General features: G+C 70.9%; 19 protein-coding genes. 8 read left to right on the forward strand and 11 right to left on the reverse strand.

Annotation, left to right across the window (positions count from 1 at the left end; genetic code table 11):
• Nucleotides 1-30: 30 nt before the first annotated feature.
• Together FHR84_RS12035 and FHR84_RS12040 are read right to left on the reverse strand one after the other, a co-directional pair.
• Nucleotides 31-525: a DUF2771 family protein gene (locus FHR84_RS12035; protein ID WP_179535580.1), complete on the reverse strand. Its 495-nt coding sequence runs from the start codon at nt 523-525 to the stop codon at nt 31-33.
• Nucleotides 526-625: 100 nt separating this feature from the next.
• Nucleotides 626-1,318: a glutaminyl-peptide cyclotransferase gene (locus FHR84_RS12040; RefSeq protein ID WP_343075247.1), complete on the reverse strand. Its 693-nt coding sequence runs from the start codon at nt 1,316-1,318 to the stop codon at nt 626-628.
• Between the two features lie 297 nt (nt 1,319-1,615).
• On the opposite strand from FHR84_RS12040, the gene FHR84_RS12045 reads away from it, so the two are divergent.
• Nucleotides 1,616-2,464: a DUF3027 domain-containing protein gene (locus tag FHR84_RS12045; protein ID WP_179535847.1), complete on the forward strand. Its 849-nt coding sequence runs from the start codon at nt 1,616-1,618 to the stop codon at nt 2,462-2,464.
• 160 nt (nt 2,465-2,624) lie between these two features.
• On the opposite strand, the gene FHR84_RS12050 is transcribed toward FHR84_RS12045, so the two are convergent.
• Nucleotides 2,625-3,005: a cupin domain-containing protein gene (locus FHR84_RS12050; protein WP_179535582.1), complete on the reverse strand. Its 381-nt coding sequence runs from the start codon at nt 3,003-3,005 to the stop codon at nt 2,625-2,627.
• A gap of 628 nt (nt 3,006-3,633) precedes the next feature.
• On the opposite strand from FHR84_RS12050, the gene FHR84_RS12055 reads away from it, so the two are divergent.
• Nucleotides 3,634-6,669, forward strand: a complete 3,036-nt coding sequence (locus tag FHR84_RS12055; protein WP_179535848.1) for a sacsin N-terminal ATP-binding-like domain-containing protein — start codon at nt 3,634-3,636, stop codon at nt 6,667-6,669.
• Between the two features lie 298 nt (nt 6,670-6,967).
• On the opposite strand, the gene FHR84_RS12060 is transcribed toward FHR84_RS12055, so the two are convergent.
• Nucleotides 6,968-7,270, reverse strand: coding sequence for a DUF2530 domain-containing protein (locus FHR84_RS12060; protein WP_343075248.1), 303 nt, complete (start codon nt 7,268-7,270; stop codon nt 6,968-6,970).
• Between the two features lie 155 nt (nt 7,271-7,425).
• Here FHR84_RS12060 and FHR84_RS12065 point away from each other — a divergent pair, with 155 nt between their 5' ends.
• Both FHR84_RS12065 and FHR84_RS12070 read left to right on the forward strand, forming a co-directional pair.
• A complete protein-coding gene (locus FHR84_RS12065) occupies nt 7,426-7,857 on the forward strand; it encodes a MarR family transcriptional regulator (protein ID WP_179535583.1) in 432 nt (143 codons plus the stop codon).
• A 140-nt stretch (nt 7,858-7,997) separates the two neighbouring features.
• Nucleotides 7,998-9,326 (forward strand): MFS transporter, encoded by a 1,329-nt coding sequence (locus FHR84_RS12070; protein WP_218862770.1) that lies wholly within the window; start codon nt 7,998-8,000, stop codon nt 9,324-9,326.
• Nucleotides 9,327-9,491: 165 nt separating this feature from the next.
• Here the strand turns inward: FHR84_RS12070 and FHR84_RS12075 are convergent, their stop codons facing one another.
• The 4 genes from FHR84_RS12075 to FHR84_RS12090 form a co-directional block, all read right to left on the reverse strand.
• Nucleotides 9,492-11,009, reverse strand: a complete 1,518-nt coding sequence (locus FHR84_RS12075; protein ID WP_179535585.1) for a glycosyltransferase family 39 protein — start codon at nt 11,007-11,009, stop codon at nt 9,492-9,494.
• Nucleotides 11,010-11,502: 493 nt separating this feature from the next.
• Nucleotides 11,503-12,132 carry a superoxide dismutase gene (locus FHR84_RS12080; RefSeq protein ID WP_179535586.1) on the reverse strand — a complete coding sequence of 210 codons (630 nt, stop codon included), beginning with the start codon at nt 12,130-12,132 and terminating at the stop codon, nt 11,503-11,505.
• Between the two features lie 154 nt (nt 12,133-12,286).
• On the reverse strand, nt 12,287-13,780 hold the full coding sequence (locus FHR84_RS12085; RefSeq protein WP_179535587.1) for a glutamate-cysteine ligase family protein: 1,494 nt from the start codon (nt 13,778-13,780) through the stop codon (nt 12,287-12,289).
• A gap of 232 nt (nt 13,781-14,012) precedes the next feature.
• The gene (locus FHR84_RS12090) at nt 14,013-15,305 is read right to left on the reverse strand and encodes a multidrug effflux MFS transporter (protein ID WP_179535588.1); all 1,293 of its coding nucleotides are present in this window, start codon (nt 15,303-15,305) and stop codon (nt 14,013-14,015) included.
• A gap of 169 nt (nt 15,306-15,474) precedes the next feature.
• On the opposite strand from FHR84_RS12090, the gene FHR84_RS12095 reads away from it, so the two are divergent.
• The 3 genes from FHR84_RS12095 to FHR84_RS12105 all read left to right on the forward strand — a co-directional run bounded on the left by FHR84_RS12095 (nt 15,475) and on the right by FHR84_RS12105 (nt 17,724).
• Complete coding sequence (locus tag FHR84_RS12095) at nt 15,475-16,296, forward strand: TrmH family RNA methyltransferase (RefSeq protein ID WP_179535589.1); 822 nt, start codon at nt 15,475-15,477, stop codon at nt 16,294-16,296.
• 316 nt (nt 16,297-16,612) lie between these two features.
• Complete coding sequence (locus FHR84_RS12100) at nt 16,613-17,245, forward strand: DUF2537 domain-containing protein (protein ID WP_179535590.1); 633 nt, start codon at nt 16,613-16,615, stop codon at nt 17,243-17,245.
• Between the two features lie 131 nt (nt 17,246-17,376).
• Nucleotides 17,377-17,724: a hypothetical protein gene (locus FHR84_RS12105; RefSeq protein WP_179535591.1), complete on the forward strand. Its 348-nt coding sequence runs from the start codon at nt 17,377-17,379 to the stop codon at nt 17,722-17,724.
• A gap of 44 nt (nt 17,725-17,768) precedes the next feature.
• Here the strand turns inward: FHR84_RS12105 and sepH are convergent, their stop codons facing one another.
• From sepH to FHR84_RS12120, 3 genes are all read right to left on the reverse strand, one after another.
• A complete protein-coding gene (gene sepH, locus FHR84_RS12110; protein ID WP_179535592.1) occupies nt 17,769-18,806 on the reverse strand; it encodes a septation protein SepH in 1,038 nt (345 codons plus the stop codon).
• Between the two features lie 199 nt (nt 18,807-19,005).
• Nucleotides 19,006-20,151: a phosphoserine transaminase gene (gene serC, locus FHR84_RS12115; protein ID WP_179535593.1), complete on the reverse strand. Its 1,146-nt coding sequence runs from the start codon at nt 20,149-20,151 to the stop codon at nt 19,006-19,008.
• A gap of 361 nt (nt 20,152-20,512) precedes the next feature.
• A complete protein-coding gene (locus tag FHR84_RS12120) occupies nt 20,513-21,073 on the reverse strand; it encodes a sigma-70 family RNA polymerase sigma factor (RefSeq protein WP_179535594.1) in 561 nt (186 codons plus the stop codon).
• A 195-nt stretch (nt 21,074-21,268) separates the two neighbouring features.
• Here FHR84_RS12120 and FHR84_RS12125 point away from each other — a divergent pair, with 195 nt between their 5' ends.
• Nucleotides 21,269-22,024 (forward strand): zf-HC2 domain-containing protein, encoded by a 756-nt coding sequence (locus FHR84_RS12125; protein ID WP_179535595.1) that lies wholly within the window; start codon nt 21,269-21,271, stop codon nt 22,022-22,024.
• Nucleotides 22,025-22,075: the final 51 nt, after the last annotated feature.

Genomic DNA, 22,075 nt, shown 5'->3' on the forward strand with positions numbered 1-22,075 from the left:
GAGGACGGGGCCCGGCGGGCGGAAGTTCGCTCAGCTCTCGGCGGGATCGGGACGATCACCTTTCAGCACCCAGGTCCCACCGATGACGAACTGCCGGCTTTCCAGCTCGTTCACGAACACGGCCGTGTAACGCTGTACCTCGACCTGTTCGAGCCGTGCGCCCGGTTCGGACAGGTCGAGCGTGTAGGCGAAGCGCTCCTCGGGGGAGAAGACCTTGCTGCGGCCCTGCCGCTGCTCACCCGAAGCGGTGCGGTACCTGAACACCACCTGCCACGGCGTGGCCTGTACGTCCTCGGAGACCGAGATCTGCATCGGGGAGTCGGCGGGGACGGTGAGATGCCGCACCGCGCCCGGCCGTGGTTCGGAGCACTCCTGCGCGAGCGGCTCGCAGTAGCGAACGGGTGAGACCCGCACGGATTCCCCGTGCGAGTAGAAGGTCACCTGCGGTCGTTCGTCCTGGGTGGCACCACACCCGGTCAGCAGGATTCCGGTCAGGGCGAGCAGTGCTGTGAGTCCTCGGCGCACGGTGCTGAGCCTACGACCACGGCCCGGCGCGGGCCGTGGCCGGTCCCGGAAGCCTGCCTCACCCGATCCGCCGAAACGTTCACCCCTCCGGGGCGGCGCGTCATTCGGGGACGAACCGCACGCGGAACATCTTCGGCCAGTACTTGCCGGTGAGCAGGAACTCGCCCTCCGCGTCGGTGGCGGCTGTCCCGTTGAGCACTCCCGCGCCGGACTCCGCGCTCTCGTCGAGGAGTCCGCTCGCGTTCACCACGGCAGTGACCCGTCCCGAGTCCGGGTCGATTCGCACGATCCGATCGGTTTTCCACACGTTGGCCCACACCGAGCCGTCCACGCACTCCAGCTCGTTGAGCTCCTCGACCGGTTCCCCGCCCAGTCGGACCGTCACCCGTCCGCGCTCGGCGAAGGTGTTCGGGTCCCGGAAGGTCAGCTCCTCCGAGCCGTCGCTCATCACCAGTCGCCCGCCGGAGGAGCAGAGCCCCCAGCCCTCCCCGTCGTAGCTCGCTCGGCGCTTCTCCCGCAGGGTCGCGCGGTCGCGCAGGAAGGCCGTCCCGGACTTCCAGCTCAGCTGCCAGATCCGGTCCCCGACGACGGTGATCCCCTCGCCGAAGAACCGGCTCGGCAGCTCGACCCGTTCGAGTTCCGCGCCGTTTGTCAAGTCGACGGCGCGCAGAACCGATTCACCGTGCTTACCGGTGCTTTCGTAGAGTGTTCCCGAGTTCGTTTCAAGACCCTGGGTGAACAAGGACGGATCATGCGGCAGAACGTGGATCACATCGGCGCGCAGGTGTGGCACGCTGCCCCCGTGCCACAAGCCTTGTTCGCTCTGATCGCTGCCTCGGTTGCCGTGTTGTTGTGGTTGTTGCGACGTTCCGCATCGAGCGGTTCCCAGGATCGCCAGCGGCACGAGGCAGGTGACGAGCAGCCGCGTCCTTCTCCGCCGTCGGACTCCGAAGTGGAACCCCCCCGGAACGACCGGTCCGCCCCGGAAGCGGTCGAACAAACCCCACCAGTTCCGAACTCGCACCCCGAAAGCGTGGCACGCCCGCCCACTCCACGAAACACGTGCGGCACAATCGGGAGTGTGACGCCTATGCCTGCTCCGATCAGCGACGTCGAGACGGCGTCAGAGCCAAGCAACGCTGCCGGAGGCGAGCGGCGACCCGATCCGAGACTCGCCGAGGCGGTGGACATCGCGCGTTCCGCCGCGGAGGAGGAGGCCGCCGCCGGTAGCGATCCGAACGCCTCGCCGGTGCTCGCGATGGAGACGCAGGGGGCGGCTGTCGGCGAGCACGTCAGCGTCGAGCACGAGTCCGACACGGCCGCCACGCACTACTTCGAGACGACCTATCACGGGTACGTCGGGTGGCGTTGGGCGGTCACCGTGGCCTCCCCCGGGGAGGGGTACCCGGTGACGGTCAGCGAGGTGGTCCTGCTGCCCGGGTCGCAGGCCCTCGTGGCACCCGACTGGGTCCCCTGGAGCGAGCGAATCCGTCCGGGTGATCTGGGAGCGGGGGACCTGCTGCCGAGCGAGCGGGACGACCCCCGGCTGGCCCCGGGCGCGCTGCCCGGCGACGACTCGGCGGCCGAGTTCGCCTACGAGGTGGACGGTGGCCGGGGACGGGTCCTCAGCAGGCAGGGGCGCCTGGAAGCGGCCGAGCGGTGGCAGCAGGGCGAGTTCGGGCCCGATTCCGAGACCGCCAGGCTCGCTCCGGGGCCGTGTGGGAGCTGCGGTTTCTTCCTGCCGCTGTCCGGCTCGATGCGGGCGGCCTTCGGCGCGTGCGCCAACTCGGTCTCACCCGCGGACGGACGGGTGGTTCACGTCGAGTTCGGCTGCGGGGCGCATTCCGAGGCGGAGGTGGACACGTCCTCGACGATTCCCGTGGCCGACGTCGTCTACGACGACACCACGATCGACTTCGAGTCCAGGGACGCCGACTGAACAACGGCGGTCGTGCCCGTCCCGGGCGGTCCCACGGTGCCGCTCCCGGCCCGCGGGCCGGGAGCGGCACCGTGGCGCGCGGCGGTCCGGCGGGGCCGTGGTGCTTCTCCGGGCGGGGCGCTTCGAACGTACCGAAGCCGCGGGACCGGGGCGGTTGGGTTCAGCGCGCGGCGCGCAGCGTCGCGGTGTCCACGGCGTAGGTGGCGACGTCGGAGAAGTCGATGAGCGTCACCGTGTCCGCACCCAGCGTTCGGGCATCGTGCCCCGGTTCGATGTGCAGCATCTCCCCGGCCTTGATCACCCCGTGGGTCCCCTCGTCCATCATCACTTGCAGGTTGCCGGTCAGCACGTAGCCGACATGGCGCTGTTGGCAACTGCTCGTCCCGGCCAGCGGCGCGACGTCCTCGGCCCAGTGCCAGCCCGGTTCCAGCACGAACCTTCCGACGGCCGAACCGTGCAGGTCGAACAGTTCGAGCCTGCCGTGCGGAAACTCGCGGACCTCCGTGGGCTCCGCGAACGACATCGTTACCAGTGGTCCCATGATCGCCTCCTGCTGCGAGGAGTCCGTCCGCCGGGGTGCGCGGGTGAGTGGGAACAGCTCCCGGCGGAAGTCCCGGAAGGGTGCTTTCCGCGTCGTCCGGTCGTCCGGCCCGGGGCGGTGGTGCCTCCCCCGGAAGTCCCGGCAACCCTGGAGCGGTGGGAGTCGCGGCCCGAAGGGCCGTGGCCGTACGGGTGGCCCCGTACCCGGTTTTCGTGCACGCCACGGCAACGGTGTCCTCAGCGGACTCGCCGTGCGTTCCGTGGCTGTATTCGCAGGATACAGTTACAACGCACGGAGCACAGGGGAAGCGACGGAAGTTTCGGGACATCGTCGGTGCCGCTGAAGTCCTCCGTTCGGCCCGCCGGTCGGGTGGGGGACGTGCTCTTCCGGCACGGTGGTGACGGGACGACCACGCCGTTCACCGGTACCACCGGGAGGTCTCGAGCGTGTGATCCCGCGTGGACGGGCCCGGCGCTGTGCGGGCCGCTGCCCGGTGCCGGGGCACCGCGGTGGATCCGGCGGGTGGTTCCGCCGGAACGGACGTCCCGACGACCGCAACGGAAAATCCCCACAGGCGCAGAGGGCACAGTTGTTGAGTGATTCATCCGAGGACCGGACCGCGGGCGCGATGCCCGGTGAACTCCGAGAGCGTGCTCGTTCGAGTGCGGACCCGTTCGGCACGGCCGAGCTGCGCGCCGCGGTGCTCGACTCGTGGCGTGATTCACCGACCCGCTTCCGGGAGGACGCGAACGCGGAGGAGGACCTGCGGCTCGGGGGTTACCGGAACCGGCTGCTGGTCGAACTCGCCCAGAACGCGGCCGACGCGGCCACGGCCGCGGGCGCTGCCGGGCGGTTGGTGGTGACCCTGCGGGACGGTGAACTGCGGGTGGCCAACACGGGAGCGGCCCTGGACCGGGCCGGTGTGGCCGGGTTGGCGGCGTTGCGTGCTTCCCCCAAGCGCACCGAGAGCTCCGTGGGCAGGTTCGGGGTGGGGTTCGCCGCTGTTCTCGCGGTGACCGATGCCCCGCGGCTGGTCTCCACGAGCGGGGCCGTGGCCTTTTCCGCCGGGGAGACCAGGGCCGAGATCGAGGAGCTGGCCTCTTCCGAGGGAGGGGCTTCGGCGGCGGCGCGGGAGCTCGCCGAGCGCACGGGTGAGGTGCCCGTGCTCCGGCTGGTCTGGCCGGTGGAGGAGACGCCCCCCGAGGGGTTCGACACCGAGGTGCGGTTGCCGTTGCTGCCCGAGGTCGACGGTGCCGACCTGCTGGACGCCGTGGAGGAGCAGGCTGCCGATCTGCTGCTGGCGCTTCCCGCGTTGGACGAGATCCGTGTCGGGGAGCGCTCGTACTCGAGGGTGGAGCTCGGCGCGGGGAAGGTCGCGGTGCGCTCACCCGAGGGGGAGCGCACGTGGCTGCTCCGGCGGGACGCCGGGGAGTGGCCGGAGTCCACGCTGACCGGGCTGGGGGTGGAGCAGCGCGCCCGCGACGGATGGTGGGTGTGCTGGGCGGTCGAGCTGGACGGGGACGGGCGCGTCGTACCGCTGAGCCGCGACGTGCTGCACGCCCCCACGCCGACCGAGGAGAGGTTGTCCCTGCCCGCCCGGCTGCTGGCGGGGGTTCCGCTGGAACCGGACCGCAGGAGGGTCTCGTCCTCGCCGGCCACGGGGCTCGTGCTGGACCGGGCCGCGCGCGCCTACTCGGAGCTGGTCTCGGCGGTGGACCCGGCCGACCGGATCTCGTTGGTGCCCGCTCCCGAACTTCCGTTGTCCGACACCGACGAGCGGTTGCGGGATTCCGTCCTCGAACGGCTCGGCGAGGTCGAGTGGCTGCCCGCCGCCGACGGTTCCGCCGTCACACCGCGGCGGGCGACCGCGCTGGACTTCCACTCACCGGAGCTGGTGGAACTGCTGTCCGATGTCGTGCCGGGGCTGTTGATCGCGGAGCTGGCGGGGCGGGCTCATCGGCGTGCGCTGCGTTCCCTCGAGGTCGCCCGGATGGGCGCGGCCGACCTGGTTCGGGCGGTCACCGGGCTGCGACGCCCGTCGCGGTGGTGGTGGCGGTTGTACGACGCGCTGGCGCCCGTCGAGAAGGAGGACCGTACCGCGCGGGACGAGTTCGTGGCCCTGCCCGTGCCGTTGGCCGACGGGCGCACCGCGACCGGCGTGCGCGAGGTCCTGCTGCCGGGGGGACCGGACGGGTCCGACTCGGCCGCGGTCATGGTCCGGGCGGACGTGACCGGACTCCGGGTGGCCGATCCGGAGGCGGCGCACCCGATGTTGGAACGCCTGGGGGCCCGCTACGCCGGTGCGGACGAGCTGCTGGACGCTCCCGCTCTGGTCGAGGCCGTGCACAACAGCGTTTCGGACGCGCGGTCCGGTACCGATCCGATCCCGCTGGCCGAGGCGGTGTTCTCGCTGGTCGAGAGCGCGGGTGGGCGTGACTGGCTGGGTGCGCTCGCGTTGCGGGACTCGGACGGGGAGATCCGCAGGGCGGACGAGCTGCTGATCCCCGGGGCGGCGCTGTTGGACGTGCTCGACTCCGGTGCGGTGGGGGCCGAAGCGCCGCTGGGGGTTCTGGAGTCGGACACGGCCGCGCGGTGGCCCGGGTGGGTGCTGCGCTCCGCGGGGTTGTTGGACTCCTTCGCCGTCGTGACCGAGGAGGAACCCGACTCGCCGCACGAGGGCCTGGCCGACACCGTCGAGTGGTGGCAGGAGTCGGAACGGGCCCGTGGTGCTGAGTGGCCCCCGGCCCGCTTCGTCGGGGTGCGTGATCTGGACCTGGTCGCAGGGGACTCCTGGCCCGCGGCGCTGGGGCTGCTCTGCTCCGAGCCGGACACCTTGGAGGCGCTGCGCGAGTCCGGCGGGTACACCTCGTGGTGGGTGTCCAGGTACGCCCGGTTGGCCGGACGCGCTCCGCGGCACTGGCGCTCTCCGGAGGCCGAGTGGCTGGCCGGGTTGTACGACCCGGTTCCGGACACGGGGCTGGAGGACTGGCAGCTGCGGCTCGCCGGGGTGCGCACGGAGCTGGACGTCTCCGACGGGGCGGACGCGGAGGACCTGATGCACCGCCTGGCCGATTCGGAGCGCACCGTGGGGGCGGGCATCGCGCTGCGCGCCCACCGGCTCCTCGCCGAGGCCGTGGCCTGCGAGAGGTTCGACCCCGCCGAGGTCGAGCCGCCGCAGGCCGTCCGTTCCGTCTCCGGGGCCGTGGTGACCGCCGACCGCGCGGTGGTGCTGGACGAGCCGTGGTTGATCGGTGTTTTCGAACCGGCGCTGCTGGTCGCCGGGGGCAGCCCCGACGAGTTCGACGCCGAGTCCCTCGCCGAGCTGCTGGATCTGCCGCTGGCCTCCGAGCAGGGGGTGCTCGAGGTGTTGGGCCAGGGGACCGCGCAGAGTTGGAGCGACGTGGCCAGGGTGCCCGCTGCCTGCGAGTTGCTGGGCGTGCGGGTTCCCTACGGGCAGGTGGTGCTGCGGGACGGTCTGCGGGTGCGCACTTCGGAGGGGGAGCACGACGTGCACTGGTGGGTCGAAGGCGGTGGAGTGGTTTACAGCGAACGGACACCGGACGGTTTGGCGCGGGCGCTGGCCTGGGTGACCGATCGTTGGGATCTGCGCTTCGCCTTCGCGGCGCTGCTGGCCGAGCCCACGGCCACCACCCTCCTCCGGTAAGGGGAGGGTCGGCGGGTCCTTTTGCTTGGCGGGTCGCTTGGCGGAATCCCTCGCGGGCTCTCGCTCCGGCGAGGCCCGCCATCGGGTAGCGGCCCGCACGACGTCGGGCCTTCCTCGCGAGAGCACCACGGGAGAACCCGCGGCGGTGCCGACCGCTCAGGCTCACAGCGCTTGCGTTGGACGGTGCTCTTCTGCTGGGAGTCCTGTTCAGGGTTTTGCGCCGACTCGATTGGCTCACGGCGGTGCCGACTGCCTGCGTGGGGGTCGACACCGGGCGCCTGGGGGCCTTCCGGTGCGGTCAGCCGTCCAACCCGGCGAGTCCGCGCCAGGCACCGCGGGAGCCGCGGCGCGAGGCGGCGCGCTGCCACCGGAAGACGCCGTACCCGAGCAGGCCGAGCGCCGTTCCGACCACGCAGGTCCAGAAGTGCACGTTGACGCCGTCGCCCGTCCAGCCCAGGATTCCGAACACCGCTGAGGCGAGCAGCCAGCACAGCGTTCCCGTGAGGACCACGGGGGTCGGTTCCGCGAGTCTGCGTGGAAGCGATGGGACCGGACGCATCGCCGGTGCGCCTTTCGACGGTTCCGAGCTGTCCTCGGCCACGGGGTGGAGGCTCCCTTCGGGGGACGGGCCGACGGGTAGTAGCGTCGACGTGTTCGCCCGGCCAGCGCCGCGCGGACGTCCTCAGGTTACCCGCGGACGGGGGTGCTCCTCCGCGCGGCACGGTGGAATGTCCGATATTTTGCTAAACTAACGATGTGTCCGATACCGCTGAACGTGAGCGCACGCTGGCGAGCAGGTTGCGCATCGCGATCGTGCGCTTGAACCGCCGGTTGCGTACGCAGACCGAGTCGAACGTCACGCTGTCCCAGATGTCGGCGTTGGCCTGTCTGTGGCGCAACGGCCCGCTGGCGCCCCGCGAACTGGCCACGAAGGAGGGTGTCCAGCCGCCTTCCATGACCAGGGTGATAGCGGCGCTGGAGGAACTGGGGCTGGTCCGCAGGCGCCAGCACCCCACCGACGGCAGGCAGGCGATCGTCGAACTCACCGATTCCGGCAGGGCACGCATGGACCAGGAGGTGTCCGTGCGTGAGCAGTGGCTGGACCTGCGGTTGGCCGAGTTGACCGAGCAGGAGCGCACGACCCTCTCCGAAGCCGCGCGAATACTGGACCGGATGGCCCAGCTGTGAGGGGTTGGGAGGTCGGCGGCTCGGTTCGCTCGGCGGCGCCGGCGGATCGGGTGGTCGCGAGTGGCGGTGCGAGCCCCGCGGCGGTGCCGGTTGCGTAGGTGGGGAAGAGCGGTTTCGGCGCTGCCGGGAAAGACCCCCTCATGACCGCTTCGCCGGACACGCCGGAGCGGGGAACCGGCCGGGCCGAGCGCTCCACCGCGGAATGCGCCGCGGACACCGCCGAGGCCCCGTCCTCCGGTGACCGGGGCGGGATGTTCCGCTCCCTGCGGGAGCGCAACTACCGCTACTACGCCTCCGGGCAGGTCGTTTCCCTGACCGGAACGTGGATGCAGCGCGCGGCCCAGGACTGGCTCGTGCTGGAGCTCTCCGGTGGCTCGCCCGCGGCCCTCGGGGTGGCTGTGGCGTTGCAGTTCCTGCCGACGATGCTGTTCACGCTCTACGCGGGCGTGATCGCGGACCGCTTCGACAAGCGGCGGATGCTGATCCTCGTGCAGAGCGGGATGGGGCTCTGCGGAGTGGTGCTCGGACTGCTCGACGTCGGCGGGCTCGTCGAGTTGTGGCAGGTGTACGCGCTCGCGTTCGCGCTCGGCTGCTTCTCCGCCTTCGACGCCCCGGTCCGGCAGTCCTTCGTCGTGGAGATGGTCGGCGCGGCCCAGCTGTCCAACGCGGTCGCGTTGAACTCGATGACGTTCAACCTGGCCCGGATCGTCGGCCCGGCCGTGGCGGGAGGGCTGATCACCGTGCTCGGCACCGGTCCCGTCTTCCTGGTCAACGGTTTGAGCTCGGGCGCCGTGGTGCTCGGTTTGTCCCTGATGGACACCGCCCGGCTGCACCGTGCCCCGGAGCCGGGCGGGAAACGCGGTCAGCTGCTCGCCGGGCTGCGTTACGTGTCGGGGCGTCCCGAACTGGTCGTGGTCCTGTCGCTGGTCTTCTGCGTGAGCACGTTCGGGATGAACTTCGAGAACGCCTTCGCCGTGATCGCGCGCAACGTGTTCCACCGGGACGCCGCCGGGTACGGACTGCTGATCACGGCGTTGGCGGTGGGCACGCTGACGGGGGCTTCGCTCGCGGCGCGCCGGGCCGGAGGCCGCCCCCGGTTGCGTCTGGTGTTCGGCGGGGCGGCCGCTTTCGGCGTGCTGGAGTCCGTCGCCTCGCTGATGCCGAGTTACCGGACCTTCGCGCTGGCCCTCGTCCCGGTGGGGATCGCGGTGATGACGTGCACGACGGCGGCCAACTCCACCGTGCAGCTGTCGGTCGATCCCGCGGTTCGTGGCCGGGTCATGGGGCTGTACATGATGTTGTTCCTGGGCGGGAGGCCGCTCGGCGGGCTGCTGTCCGGGTGGTTGGCCGAGGTGTTCAACGGCAGGGCACCACTGCTGCTCGGAGGGGCCGTGGTGGCGCTGGCGAGTCTGGCCGGGGCGGTGGTGCTGGCACGGCGGACCACGGGGTTGCCCACTGGTCCAGGTTAGGCTAACCTAAATGGTGTCCGCTTCGTGGTGGGAGCGGTGTCAGTTCGGGAACCCGGCGGGCCCGTCGAGCGCAGCTCGGCGGGCCCGTTTCGGCTCCTCGGGGTCCACAGTGGAACTCGTGCGCCTGCGCGGTCGGTCGCGCCACGTCCCGCGGCGGACGGTTCGTCATTCCCACATGCCCATGCCGCGCAGCCGCGGCCATATCTCGGACCAGGGCAGCTCGCGCTGCTCGGCGAGCCAGACCGGCCTGCTCTTCGCCGGGTCGTGCGCGTAACCGGCCGTGCCGACCCGCTCCACCTCGCCGAAGAAACGCAGCAGGGAGGTCCGGCTGCCACCCACGTACAGGGTCGCCTGCGAGCTCTCCGGTGGCCGTCCGAAATAGCCGTAGCCCCTGCTGCCGCTGTGGATCTCCGGAAGGCCGTGCTCGGGGCCGAAGTGGTGCAGCGCTCCCGCCGTCCAGTAGGAGGAGGCCAGCACGGTCGTTCGCCGTCGTCGCGTCTCCGGCAGGGCCCGCAGCTCGGCGGCGACGTCGCGAGTGATCACGGGCCATTCCGGCCCGCTGTTGTTCGCCAGGTGGCCGGGCAGCGCCGGAACCACCGGGGCGGGGGTGAGCGAGGTCAGGCACACGGCGGCGGAGAGCCCGTAGGTGGGCCAGGCCAGCCGGCTGACCCACGGGCGCCGCGCCCGCTCGCGCCTGCGTTGCAGCCCCACGGCACCGGCGGCGAACAACACCGGGTACAGGCCGACCATGTAGTACTCGCGCGCCCCGGTGCTCAGGAAGGTCACGGCGAGCACGCAGCACGTCACACCGATGAACCGGTACTGACGCGATCCCGGCTCGAACAACAGCCTCGCCAGGCCGTAGCACAGCAGCACGGCTCCGACGACTCCGGACAACGCGAGCCACCTGCCCAGCAGCTCCACGCCGCCGTACTGGCTCTCCCCGTTGACCACGCCGCTCATGCCGAGCTGGGGCCAGTCGTGGCGGGCCTGCCAGATCAGGGTCGGAACCGTGGTCAGCACCGCGATGCCCGCGCCGATCCAGAGCTTGCCCCGAACCAACAGCTCCCGCGGCCCGGCGAGCAGTACCGCTGCGCCGAGCGCTCCCCAGAAGCCGAGCACGAGGAACTTGATCTGGATGGCCGCCGCGGTCACGACCCCGGCCCACAGCAGCAGCCCGTCGTCCGTCCTGCCCGCTTTCCGCAGCCGTACCCAGCGAACGAGCAGCCAGGTCAGCAGTGTCCACAGGATGGGGTCGAAGGTCATGGTCCCGAGCAGCCTGCCGTTGAGCAGGATCTGCGGGCTGAGCACGAAAGCTCCCGCTGTCAGGAGCTGTGCCCTGCGGTCCCCGCCCAGTTCACGGGCGATCTGCGCGGAGAGGGGGACGCCCGCCGCGGTGGCCAGTACGGCCGGCAGGCGCAGGGTGAGCGGCGAATCGGGAAGGAGCAACTGCGTCGCGCCGGCCAATACGGGCAGTGCGGGTTGCTGGTCGGCATACCCCCACGCCAGGTGATCGGCCGCGGCCATGAAGTACAGCTCGTCCCCGAAGTAGTCGTACCACCACGCGGCCACTCCCAGCAGGAGTGCGAAGGCACCCGCGAGGAGGAGAACCGGCCTCCTCGCGAACGGGAAGAGCCCGCTGACGGCCGGCGCCGCCGCAGGAGCGGCTACCGTGCTACTCATGCGGTGTGGGGGTTTCCTTTCGGAACGACTCCTCTGAAGCGATGACGGCGGGGGCTCATCGGGAGAGACCGCCGTTTCGCGGCGGAACGGTTCACCGGACGGTGATCGATCGGTTCCGCACTTTGTGAAAGATACTCGCCCGCGGCGTCCCCGTGTCCCGCGCCGCGGATTCGTAGTGGAGTCGTGATTGTCCGAAGAGGACCAGCAGGGCCTTGTTGGCCCGGTTTCCGTGGCTGCTCCGGCACCGCGCGGCGCCGTCCCGAGCGCCGGCCCGAACACCGAGTGAGCCGTGGCTGCGCGGAACTCCCGGCTCGGAGCCGCCCCCGGCAGCGGAAACGGGGCCTCCCGCCGTGGCGGGAGGCCCCGTCGAAACCGGCAGATCCGCTTGTCGGAGCATTCACTGCCGGGGCCGCTGTGACCGCGCGGCCATGCGCGGGAAGCGCACCTCGCCCGGTCACGTGTCCCCCAGGACCCCCAGGATCGGACCCGTGGATCAGGACTGGGGCAGGCGAAGACCGTTGTAGCCTGCGCGTGCGTCCGCGAAGCGGCGCGACACCTCGTCCCAGTTGACGACGTTCCAGAGCTGCTGGACGTAGTCGGCCTTGGCGTTCTTGTACTGCAGGTAGTAGGCGTGTTCCCAGATGTCGAAAACCAGCAGCGGAGTCGTGGCGATCGACAGGTTCGAGTGGTGGTCCCGCAGCTGCTGGGTGATCAGTCGCTGGCCGACGGGGTCCCAGGCGAGCACGCCCCAGCCGTTCCCCTGGATGGTGGTGGAGACGGCCTCCATCTGGGCGCGGAACTTGTCGAAGGAACCGAAGTCCTGATCGATGGCGGCCGCGAGCTCACCGGTCGGCTTGTCGCCGCCGTCCGGGCTGAGCACCTTCCACCAGACCAGGTGCATCGAATGCCCGGCCAGGTTGAACGCCAATGTGGTCTCCAGCCCCACGATCGACGAGAAGTCCCCCTTGTCCCGGGCCTCGGCGATCTTCTCGATCGTGTCGTTGGCGCCCTTGACGTAGGTGGCGTGGTGCTTGCTGTGGTGAAGCTCGTTGATCTCCCCTGCGATGGCGGGCTCCAGCGCCGAGTAGTCGTAGTCCAACTCGGGCAGCACGTACTGAGCCATGAACCCTCTCCCTGTTGCGTATGGGTTGCGACAACGAGTCTGTCTTAGTTGCAATCTATTAGCAACTGTTCGGGAGACCGGGGGCGGGTGCCGGATCGTGGAACCCGGTGCCGGAAGCGCCCGGGCGGAGCGCTCCCGGCGCCGGAACCTGCGGTTACTCGGCCGGCCAGGTGTGCACCGGATCTCCGGCGGCGCCCAGCGCGGTGTAGCGGCGCAGCATCTCGACCAGGGCGGTTTGCCGGTCGGTGTGCTCCTGCAGGGCGAGCACGGTGTCCCGCTGCCAGTCGGCCCCCGTCTGCCTCGCCCTGCAACGCCGCTCCAGCACACCGAGGTGGCGTTCGCGCACGGCATCCGAGACCCCGCAGGCCCGGAGCCCCTCGTGGGCCAGGGGCAGCAGTTCGCGGAGCACCAGCTCGTACGCGGGAACCCAGCCCAGCCCCGGCCAGTAGAGCCGGGCGCTCATCCCGTGGCGGGCCCCGCTGTAGAAGTTCTCCTCCGCGGTGGCGAACGACAGCTGCGTCCACAGTGGTCTGTCTTGTTCGGCCAGCGCACGCTGTGCCCCGTAGAAGAAAGCCGCGTTGGCGAGCATGTCGATCACGGTCGGCCCCGAGGGCAGCACCCTGTTCTCCACCCGCAGGTGCGGAATCCCGTCGGCCAGGTCGTAGACCGGCCGGTTCCAGCGCCACACCGTGCCGTTGTGCAGCCTCAGCTCCGAGAGGTTGGGGGCGCGGCCCGAGTCCAACGCGGCCACCGGGTCCTCTTCCTCCGGCTCCGGCATCAGGGCGGGGAAGTAGCGCACGTTCTCCTCGAACAGGTCGAAGATCGAGGTTATCCAGCGCTCGCCGAACCACACACGCGGACGCACTCCCTGGTTCTTCAGCTCCTCGGGTCTGCTGTCGGTGGCCTGCTGGAACAGCGGAACCCTGGTCTCCTGCCAGAGGGCCTTGCCGAGCAGGAACGGCGAGTTCGCTCCCACGGCGATCTGCACCCCTGCCAGGCACTGCGCGGCGTTCCAGTGCGCCGCGAAGTCCTCCGGAGCCACCTGGAGGTGCAGCTGGACCGAGGTGCAGGCCGAGGTGGGCAGAATCGACTCCGCGTGCGAGCGCAGCCGTTCCTGGCCGTGCTCCCCCAGCGGTGTGCCCGCCATGTGCAGCAGGATCTCCTCGCCGCGGGCCGCGCAGATCTGCTGGTTGAGCAGTCCGTAACGCGGGGGGCGGGACAGCCATCTCGGGTCGAAGTGCGAGCTGCGCAGGGTCGGCAGCGTCCCGATCATGACCATTTTGGCCCCGCTGTCGTGTGCCTTCGCGTCGGCGTCGACGAGCGAGGCGCGCAGTTCCTCCTCCAGTTCGAGCGCCCCCTTGCCCGCCAGCACGCGCGGGGGGACGTTGAACTCGATGTTGTGCTGTCCCAGTTCGGTGGTGAACGTGGGATCGCCGATCTTTTCCAGTACCTCGGTGTTGGACATCGACGGGTTCATCGCTTCGTCGACCAGGCTCAGCTCCATCTCCAAGCCCATTTGCTGGTGGGGGAAGGAGAAGTTGCCCTCGGCCAGCATCCGGGCCAGCGCGTCCAGACCGCGCTGCATCTTGTCCCGGTACCGCTGCCGATCACCAGGTCTGAAAGCCTGATTGGCCACGTGCGTTCCCATGCCGCGTCACCCCGCTCCGACGGTGCGAACATCGGCAGCTTCCGTGCTGGTCAGCGCCGGATTTCACAGTGTCACAACGGATCACGGGCGTGCCAGGGGCCAAAATGGTGGCACGGTTCGGCGAACGGGCTAACCGGGTGGAAGCGCTGCGTGTTCCGCGGTGGAGGAAGGCGCCCGCCACCGGTGGCCGGGTCCGAGCCGCACCGGACTCGGACCCCGCCGGAGCGAGTGCTCAGGTCTCCGCGGAGGCGGCCTCGCCGGAACGCCTGCCGAGCGTGAGGTACACGGTGAGCGAGGCCAACACCACCCCGAACATCACCAGCGCCATCGGCAGCGCGGACTCCACTCCGCCCAGACCGACCAGCGGTGCGGCCATCGCCCCCACGACGAACTGGGTGACGCCGAGCAGGGCCGATGCGCTCCCCGAGACCTCCCGGCGCTCGGCCAGCGCGAGCATCGTCGTGTTGGGCAGCACGAAGCCGAGACTGGCGATCATCACGAACAGCGCGGCCAGCAGCACCGGCAGGGGCAGCCCCAGCAGCACCGCGCCGAGCAGGACCAGCCCGGCCGTCGCGGAGGAGATCAGCGCGGCCAGCAGCAGCTGGGACTCCGTGGCGATCCGGCCGACGAGCCGTGCGTTGGCCTGGCCCCCCGCGACGAGTCCCACCGCGTTGAGCCCGAACACCAGGCTGTAGGTCTGGGGGGACAGGCCGTAGATGTCCTGCAGCACGTAGGACGATCCGCTGATGTAGGAGAACATCGCCGCCATCGCCAGCCCGGCGGCCAGGGCGTTGCCGAGGAACGAGGGAGTCGCCAGCAGCCCGCCGAAGGTACGCATCGTCGAGCCGAGACGCAGGGGCTGGCGCCACCGTCCGGGTTTGGTCTCCGGCAGCGCGAAGGAGGCCACCAGCAGCAGTACGATCGCGAAGCAGGTGAGCACCACGAAAACCCCGCGCCAGGTGGTGTGGGCCAGTATCTGCCCGCCGATCACCGGGGCGAGGATCGGGGCCAGTCCGGTCACCAGCATCAGCGCGGAGAAGAAGCGGGCCGCTTCCACACCGGAGTAGAGGTCGCGCACCGCCGCGCGAGCTATCACCATCCCCGCCGCGGCGCCGAACCCCTGCAGGGCGCGCAGCCCGGTGAGCGCGTAGATGTCGCCGGACATCGCGCACAGCACCGAGGCCGTCAGGTACACGGCCAGCCCGACGAGCAGCGGTTTCCGCCTGCCCACCGAGTCGCTGATCGGTCCGGCGATCAGCTGTCCGAAGGCCAGTCCGAGCAGCACCGCCGTCAGGGTCAGCTGCCCCTGCGCCGAACTCGCCCCCAGGTCCTCGGTCAGCTGGGGCAGCGCGGGCAGGTACATGTCGATGGTCAACGGCCCGAAGGCGGTCAGGCCGCCGAGGATGAGCGCGAACCTCGTCTTGCGGCGCAGAGTCGAATTGTCCGGGGACGGAGCCTCCGCGGTGTTCGGCCGGCCGGTTGCGGGGTCGTGCGCGGCGGTGTCACTCGCTTGTGCGTCGCTCATTCGCCCGGGCCTTCCGCGTTTCGGGAACTTCGGGACACCGACGATAAACGCGTTGGGACTGTTCGTTATGCCTGTTCGCTGGAGCGGGCCGGTGAGTTTCGCCATCCGGCACGCTCCGTGTCCGCCGCGGGCCGAGGTCCGGGACCGGCCGCCGGAACCGAATGCGACGATGCGGTGTGTGGCCAGACTGATCGAAGTGACCGATCCGGAGGACCCCGCGGTCGACGATTTCCGCGACCTGACCACGGCGGACCGCCGTCCCGACCGTCCCGGTGGACGCGGTCTGGTCATCGGGGAGGGGAGACTGGTCGTCGAACGGTTGCTGGACTCGCCGTACCCGTTGCGCGGCCTGCTCGGTGAACGACGTCGTATCGACGCGTTGTCCGGGGTGCTGGAGGGCCTGGACGTTCCCGCCTACGTCGTCGAGCCCGACGTGCTGGCCAAGATCGTGGGGTTCCACCTCAACCGGGGGGTGCTCGCGGTGGCGGACCGGCCACCCGAGACCGACCCGGCGTGGTTGATCGAGAACTCCCGGCGGCTCGCCGTGCTGGAGGGCGTGGTCGACCACGAGAACCTGGGGGCGATGTTCCGCAACGCGGCCGGGCTCGGCCTGGACGGGGTGCTGCTCGGCCGGGGGTGCTCGGACCCGCTGTACCGCCGCAGCGTGCGGGTTTCCATGGGACACGTGCTGCGGGTGCCCTTCGCGCGGCTGGATGACTGGCCCGCGGATCTGGGACTGCTCGAAGCGGCCGGTTTCCGCGTGGCCGCTCTGGCGCCTCGTTCCGGGGCCGTTCCGGTGGCCAAGGCCGATCTCTCCAGCGGGAAGGTCGCCGTGCTGCTCGGTTCGGAGGGGCCCGGGCTGAGTGAGCGGGCCCTGGCCGCGGCCGATCTCACGGTGGGGATCCCGATGGCCAGAGGAGTGGACTCGCTGAACGTGGCGGCCTCGGCCGCGATCGTGTTCCACGCGATGGGCGAGGACCTCGTCGATTGACGTTTTCCGTCCCCCGTCTCGGGCTGTTGCGCGACGGAACCTCTCGCGGGCTCCCGCCGCGGGTGCCCCGACATCGGGTAGGCACTGCACAACGTCGGGGCCCTCCTCGCGAGAGCACCACGGGGGAACCCGCGGCGGTGCGAGTCGCCCGGGTGGATGTTTCGGCGCCGCAGCGCCGAGGAAAGACTCGAGCCGACCGACAACTCGCGAGGAAAGCACCAGTGAGGTCGCTGTCCGGGGTATCACGCGACGCCGTCGAGGTTCCGCTCAGCAACCACCTGCGACAACCGAGCCGCCGACCTTCTGAAACCGTGGAGTGCTGTTGACCGGCAGCGTCACCGAAGAACCGGAGCTGGAGCTGCGCGCGGGCCGGGCGGGTGCCGTGCTCGTGGACGCGAGCGGGACTCTGGGGCTGGCTCCCGAGCACACGGGGGTTTCCGAGAGGCTGGCGGGGGCGTTGCGCGAGTGGTCCGAGGTGGTCGAACGGATACGCCGTGGCGAGACGTCGGGGCGGAAGGCCGCCGAGACGGCGACGCGGCGCGGGGAGCTGCTCGCTACCGAGCTGGCGACGGAGACCGGTGCGGCGCTCCGCTACAGGGACCCGGTGGACGGGAGCGTCCGCCGCGTGGAACCGCAGGAGCGCGACCGGAACCGCGAGGGCCTGCCAGGCGGAGCTGCGACCCCGGAGGGGGACGTGCCGTGGCTGCCGGGGCTGACGGTCGCCGCGATGGTGGCCGCGCTGACCGCGATCGCCCTCGTGGTGGTTTCCCTCGGTCTGGGAGAGGTGAACCCGCTGCTCGCCGTCGTGATCAACCTGGCCGTGGCGGGAGGGTTCGCCCCTTCGATCTGGCTGGGCCGGGACGTGCCCACCTGGCGGTGGCCGGTGCTGGGACTGGCCTGCGGGATAGTGCTGTCCTGGATCGTGCTGCCGTTGAGCCTGCTCGGCTGACGGCGGGTCCTCCGCCTCGGCACCGCCGCGCCGCGGGAAGCCCCGCTCCCCCGCACCGGACCGGCGGCCGTCCACGGGTGTGACGCGACGACCGTGGCTTCCCCGTGGCCTCGTTGGGCACAATCAAGGTCATGTCACCGTCCGCGCGTGCGTTGTTCTTGATCGGTGCCCTCGCGATCCTGCTGGCCCTGCTCGCGGTAGCAGTGCCGGAGGAGCTGGGCTATCTCGGTTGGACGGCCGGGACGATCGGAGCGCTTTCCGTGGCGGCGGGGTTCGTGACCAGGGCGCTCAGCTCGGAACCCGGGGAGAACCGGCAGGGGGGCAACCGCGGCCCGAGCGGTGAGCTCGGGAAGCTCGTCAGCAGACCCGGCACGAGACTGCGCGCCCGGATCGCGCAGCGCGGGCAGAGCAGCGCGCGGCGGGGGGAGCCTCCGCGGAACGGGGCCCCCTCCGGGGAGGAGACCCCGAAGAGCGGATAGCCGGGGCACCCGCTGGTCCGGAGCGGGAGCTCCCACGAACGTGTTCAGCGGTTGGAACGCACTCCGAGCAGCACGTCCTCCCAGGAGGGGACGATCGGGTGGTCCTTGCGGTTCTGCGAGGTCTCGGACTCGTCGTCGTCCGCCTCCTCGTCGGAGAGCTCCTCCTGCTCCTCCGCGCCGGGAGCTGTTCTTCCGGCCTGATCCGCTCCGGTCTGCCCGTCCTGCTCGGCATCGCGCAGATGTCCCGCATCGGCGGACTGGACCGTCGCTCCCACGATCGAACCGGTGGTCATCGGAGGGACGTGGGGTGTTCCCACTCCGGGACCGTCCACGCCGTCACCGCCGCGCGCCCCGGCTGCCGTGGCCTGCCCCAGCACCGGAGCGGGAGTTCCGTGCTCCGGACCCGATTGTTGGGCCGTGTCGTCCTCCGAGTCGGAGTGGTCCAGCTCGAGCGCTTCCCGGGCCAGCTCGGTCACGGGACGCACCGTGCGCAGCGGGCGACTGGGTGAGGGGTCGAGCAGATCGACCGCGTCGTCGTCCAGCGGAGCGATCGTGCCTCCCTGGGCGCCGGGGTTGAAGGTCCAGTGTGCCGTGTTCTCGGTGCGTCCGGCCTGCCAGTACAACGAGACGACCCACTTGCCGTCGTCGCCGCGCCAGGAGTCCCAGGAGGTCTCGCCGTAGTCGTGTCCGCGCATGCCGAAGGTGTGCGCGACGACCTCGCCGAGCGTCTGCACGTCCGGACCGTCCTCGCGCACGGGGTGCGCCCGCTGAGCCCGTTCGGCGACCTGGGCGCGTTCCAGCAGCACGGGGTGGGCGTAGCGTTCGACGCGCTGTTCGGGGAGCCCGGACTCCGCCGCTATCTCCTCGACGGAAGCGCCCCCGCGCACCCGTGCCTGGATCTCGCGTGGGCGTATCTGGGACTCCATCTCGATCTGAACCTGCCCGAGACGGGTGAGATCCCCCCGCGCGGCGGCACGCAGTCGTTCATCGGCGGGCACCGCGAAGCGTTCGCCGTTGTCGGGATCCTCACAGACGACCGTCTCGCCGTCCTCCTCGAGTCCCACCACTCGCAGCGCTCGCATAGGTGCCTCCCCGCGCCTCCCGCTGATTTTAGATCACCAAGCTATAACGATAACCCGGCGGCCCACGGTTACGGGCGAGGACGCGCCGGGTTGACCGATACGTCGAGCGATCCTGCCGGATTCGGAGCGTCGCGCGAATCAGTAGAAATACCCGGACGGACCGGCGCCGGGGACGGGTCGGCCCCGGCGCCGGAACGCATCAGCCCAGTTTGCCGATCACCCAGTCGATCGCCCGGGTGAGCTTGGTTACGTCGTCCGGCTCGATCGCGGGGAACGTGCCGATGCGCAGCTGGTTGCGCCCCAGCTTGCGGTACGGCTCGGTGTCCACGATCCCGTTCGCGCGCAGCGCCTTGGCCACGGCGGCCGCGTCGACGGACTCGGCGAAGTCGATCGTGCCGACGACCTGGGAGCGCTTGGCCGGGTCGGCCACGAAGGGGCTCGCGTGCTCGGAGGCCTCGGCCCACGAGTACAGCCGGCGCGAGGACTCGCCGGTGCGCTGGACGCACCAGTCCAGGCCGCCCTGCTCCAGCATCCACTCGATCTGGTCGGCCAACAGGAACAGCGTGGCCACCGCGGGCGTGTTGTAGGTCTGGTCCTTGCGGGAGTTGTCCAGCGCGGTCGTCAGCGAGAGGAACTCGGGGATCCAGCGATCCGTGCTGCCGATCTCCCCGACCCGTTCCAGCGCGGCCGGGCTCATGGCGGCGAGCCACAGGCCGCCGTCCGAGGCGAAGCTCTTCTGCGGAGCGAAGTAGTAGACGTCGGCGTTCTCGGCGTTGACGGGCAGCCCGCCCGCACCGGAGGTGGCGTCGACGGCGATGAGCGCGTTCTCCGAACCGGCGGGGCGCTGCGGCGGCAACATCACGCCGGTGGAGGTCTCGTTGTGCGCCCAGGCGATCAGGTCCACGCTCGGGTCGGACACGGGGTCGGGAGCGTCCCCGGGGTCCGCGGAGACGACCATCGAGTCCTGCAGGAACGGTGCTGTCTTGGTCGCTTTGGCGAACTTCTCGGAGAACTCACCGTAGGTCAGGTGCAGCGCGCGCTCCCGGACGAGCCCGAGTGTTGCCGCGTCCCAGAAAGCGGTCGTTCCACCGACTCCGAGGACGACTTCGTAGCCTTCCGGAAGGGAGAAGAGCTGGCGAAGACCTTCCCGCACGCGCCCGACGAGCGACTTAACCGGTTTCTGCCGGTGCGAGGTGCCCATCACGGAGGCTCCCTGGTTGGCGAGCCTGTCCAGCTGTTCGGGGCGGACCTTGGACGGCCCGCAGCCGAATCGCCCGTCCGAGGGGACGAGTTCGCTGGGCAACCGCAGCGTCGTCGGGTCGGTGTTGGTTTCGGCCTGCGTCATGCCGGCGCCTCCGGTCCTTGTTGTGTTGAGTTCAGCCCGCCGTGGCGGGCTGCTTGCGAACGATCACGAAGTTGGCCAGATGACCGGCGCCGTTGCCGGCTCAAGCACGGTGGTGCACATCGTCGGCGGGGTACGGCTCGCGCCGTGGCCGACGGTGTGAACCAGCCGTCGGAAACTTACTGCTTCGGCTGCCTTCTTGGCCACAGCGACGAGCCGGGCGTCACCCGAGGGATGCTCCGGCCTTCGGCGGGCGCGCGGCTCGGCCTGCGCGGCGGTGCCCACTCGGTGCGCCGGATCCCGCAGCGGGACCCGCCCGAGGTGCCCCCGCGGAACCACCTGCTCGAACCGAGCCGCCGACCGCTCACTCGCCCGCGGTTCGCTCCGGTTCGTCGTGCTCGCGCAGCTGTGCTGCCAGGTCCTCCCGCGCCCTGGCCACCCGGGAGCGCACGGTCCCGGTTCTGCAGCCGGTGACCTGCGCCGTTTCCGCGTAGCTGAGCCCGAGCACCTGGGTCAGCACGAACGCCTCGCGCCGCTGCGGACCGAGACCGGCCAGGGCGCTGCGCAGCGCGTAACCGTCCAGCAGCGTCGGCGTCCGCGGTTGGGCCAGCTCCGCGGCTCGTTGCCAGTCGGGGTGGTCGGCCCGTTGCGGGCGGCGTTTGCGTCGCCGCAGGTGGTCGGCGGCCACCTTCCGGGCGATCGAGAGCAGCCAGGTGCGAGCCGGCGCCCTCCCCCGGTAGGAGCTCAGCGAGCGGAAAGCCCGCAGGTAGCACTCCTGGGTGAGGTCCTCGGCGGAGCCCTCGTCGGTGAGGTGCCGCAACAGTTGCCAGACCTGCCGCTGCGTCCCGCGGACGAACGCGGCGGCGGCCTCGGTGTCGCCCTGCTTGGCCGCGAACGCACGACGCGTGAGCTCCTGGTCGTCCACACCCAGTCCAATGAGGTTCGGGGACGGAAGGTCCACCGGAAGAGTTGCCGTTGTCACGGTGAACGCCCGCCCTGCCTCGCTCGCCCGGCCCGGCCGCGCTCACCTCGCCGAACGATACTCGTTCCCACTCCCGACCGGTCGTACGGCTTCGGGAACCAACCGGGGCTTTCGGACGACCAGCACCGTGTGGACTGCGTGACGAGTGTCGAGATCCTCTCCGCCGAGCTCGACGGAGCGGCGACGACGGAGGAGCGCCGTCGAGCACGGCTGCACGTGGACGGCTGTGCCTCCTGCCGGGACTGGTACCGCGAGGCCACGGCGCTGACCAGAGCGGTTCGGGTGATGCCCGCCGAGCCGGGGCCCGATGTGACCGAGGCGGTGCTTCCCGCCCTGCGTCCGAGCAGGCTGGACCGGCTGCGCGGCGCCAGGGGCAGGCCGCTGCGGCTCGGGCTGCGCTGGCTGCTCGGTCTGGTGGCGCTGCTCCAGCTCGGGACGGCGGTGCTGTATCTCACGGGCCCGGGGGTCCGGGTGCTGCCCGGCGCTTCGCACGGCACCGCGCCGCACGTCGACCACGAGACCGGGGCGTGGAACGCGGCGCTTGCCGTGGCGCTGGTCTGGGTGGCGCTGCGTTCCAGGCACGCGGCCGCTCAACTGCCGGTGCTGGCGAGCTTCACCGGTGTGCTCGGCGGGCTGTGCCTGCTGGATCTGCTCACCGACCGGGTGGGCCTGGGCCGGGTGCTTTCTCACGTGCCCGTGCTGATCGGGCTGGCGCTGGTGGCAGTGTTGGCGGTGTTGCGCGGGCCGGAGCGGTTCCCCGGCTTCCCGGAGTCCGGGTACGCGGGGGCGGATCCGGATGAGGCGGACGAGCCCGGGACCGGTCCCGGTCCCGCGGAGGCCGCGGAGCCGGAGGGGTCCGGTCCTTCCCCGGTCGCGCACCGCGCGAGCGCGTGAGGGGTTGGAGTGGGCGCACGGCCCGAGTTGGAGGTCGGACGCCGTGGCGGG

Source organism: Actinopolyspora biskrensis, assembly GCF_013408175.1.
In the GTDB taxonomy this organism is placed as follows: Bacteria; Actinomycetota; Actinomycetes; order Mycobacteriales; family Pseudonocardiaceae; genus Actinopolyspora; species Actinopolyspora biskrensis.

Bases quoted from the DNA above. Each gene is read 5' to 3' on its own strand.
- FHR84_RS12045 (WP_179535847.1), top strand. From the start codon at position 1,616: ATGCCTGCTCCGATCAGCGACGTCGAGACGGCGTCAGAGCCAAGCAAC.
- FHR84_RS12050 (WP_179535582.1), bottom strand. From the start codon at position 3,005: ATGGGACCACTGGTAACGATGTCGTTCGCGGAGCCCACGGAGGTCCGC.
- FHR84_RS12055 (WP_179535848.1), top strand. From the start codon at position 3,634: ATGCCCGGTGAACTCCGAGAGCGTGCTCGTTCGAGTGCGGACCCGTTC.
- FHR84_RS12070 (WP_218862770.1), top strand. From the start codon at position 7,998: ATGACCGCTTCGCCGGACACGCCGGAGCGGGGAACCGGCCGGGCCGAG.
- FHR84_RS12075 (WP_179535585.1), bottom strand. From the start codon at position 11,009: ATGAGTAGCACGGTAGCCGCTCCTGCGGCGGCGCCGGCCGTCAGCGGG.
- FHR84_RS12080 (WP_179535586.1), bottom strand. From the start codon at position 12,132: ATGGCTCAGTACGTGCTGCCCGAGTTGGACTACGACTACTCGGCGCTG.
- FHR84_RS12085 (WP_179535587.1), bottom strand. From the start codon at position 13,780: ATGGGAACGCACGTGGCCAATCAGGCTTTCAGACCTGGTGATCGGCAG.
- FHR84_RS12090 (WP_179535588.1), bottom strand. From the start codon at position 15,305: ATGAGCGACGCACAAGCGAGTGACACCGCCGCGCACGACCCCGCAACC.
- FHR84_RS12095 (WP_179535589.1), top strand. From the start codon at position 15,475: ATGCGGTGTGTGGCCAGACTGATCGAAGTGACCGATCCGGAGGACCCC.
- FHR84_RS12105 (WP_179535591.1), top strand. From the start codon at position 17,377: ATGTCACCGTCCGCGCGTGCGTTGTTCTTGATCGGTGCCCTCGCGATC.
- sepH (WP_179535592.1), bottom strand. From the start codon at position 18,806: ATGCGAGCGCTGCGAGTGGTGGGACTCGAGGAGGACGGCGAGACGGTC.
- serC (WP_179535593.1), bottom strand. From the start codon at position 20,151: ATGACGCAGGCCGAAACCAACACCGACCCGACGACGCTGCGGTTGCCC.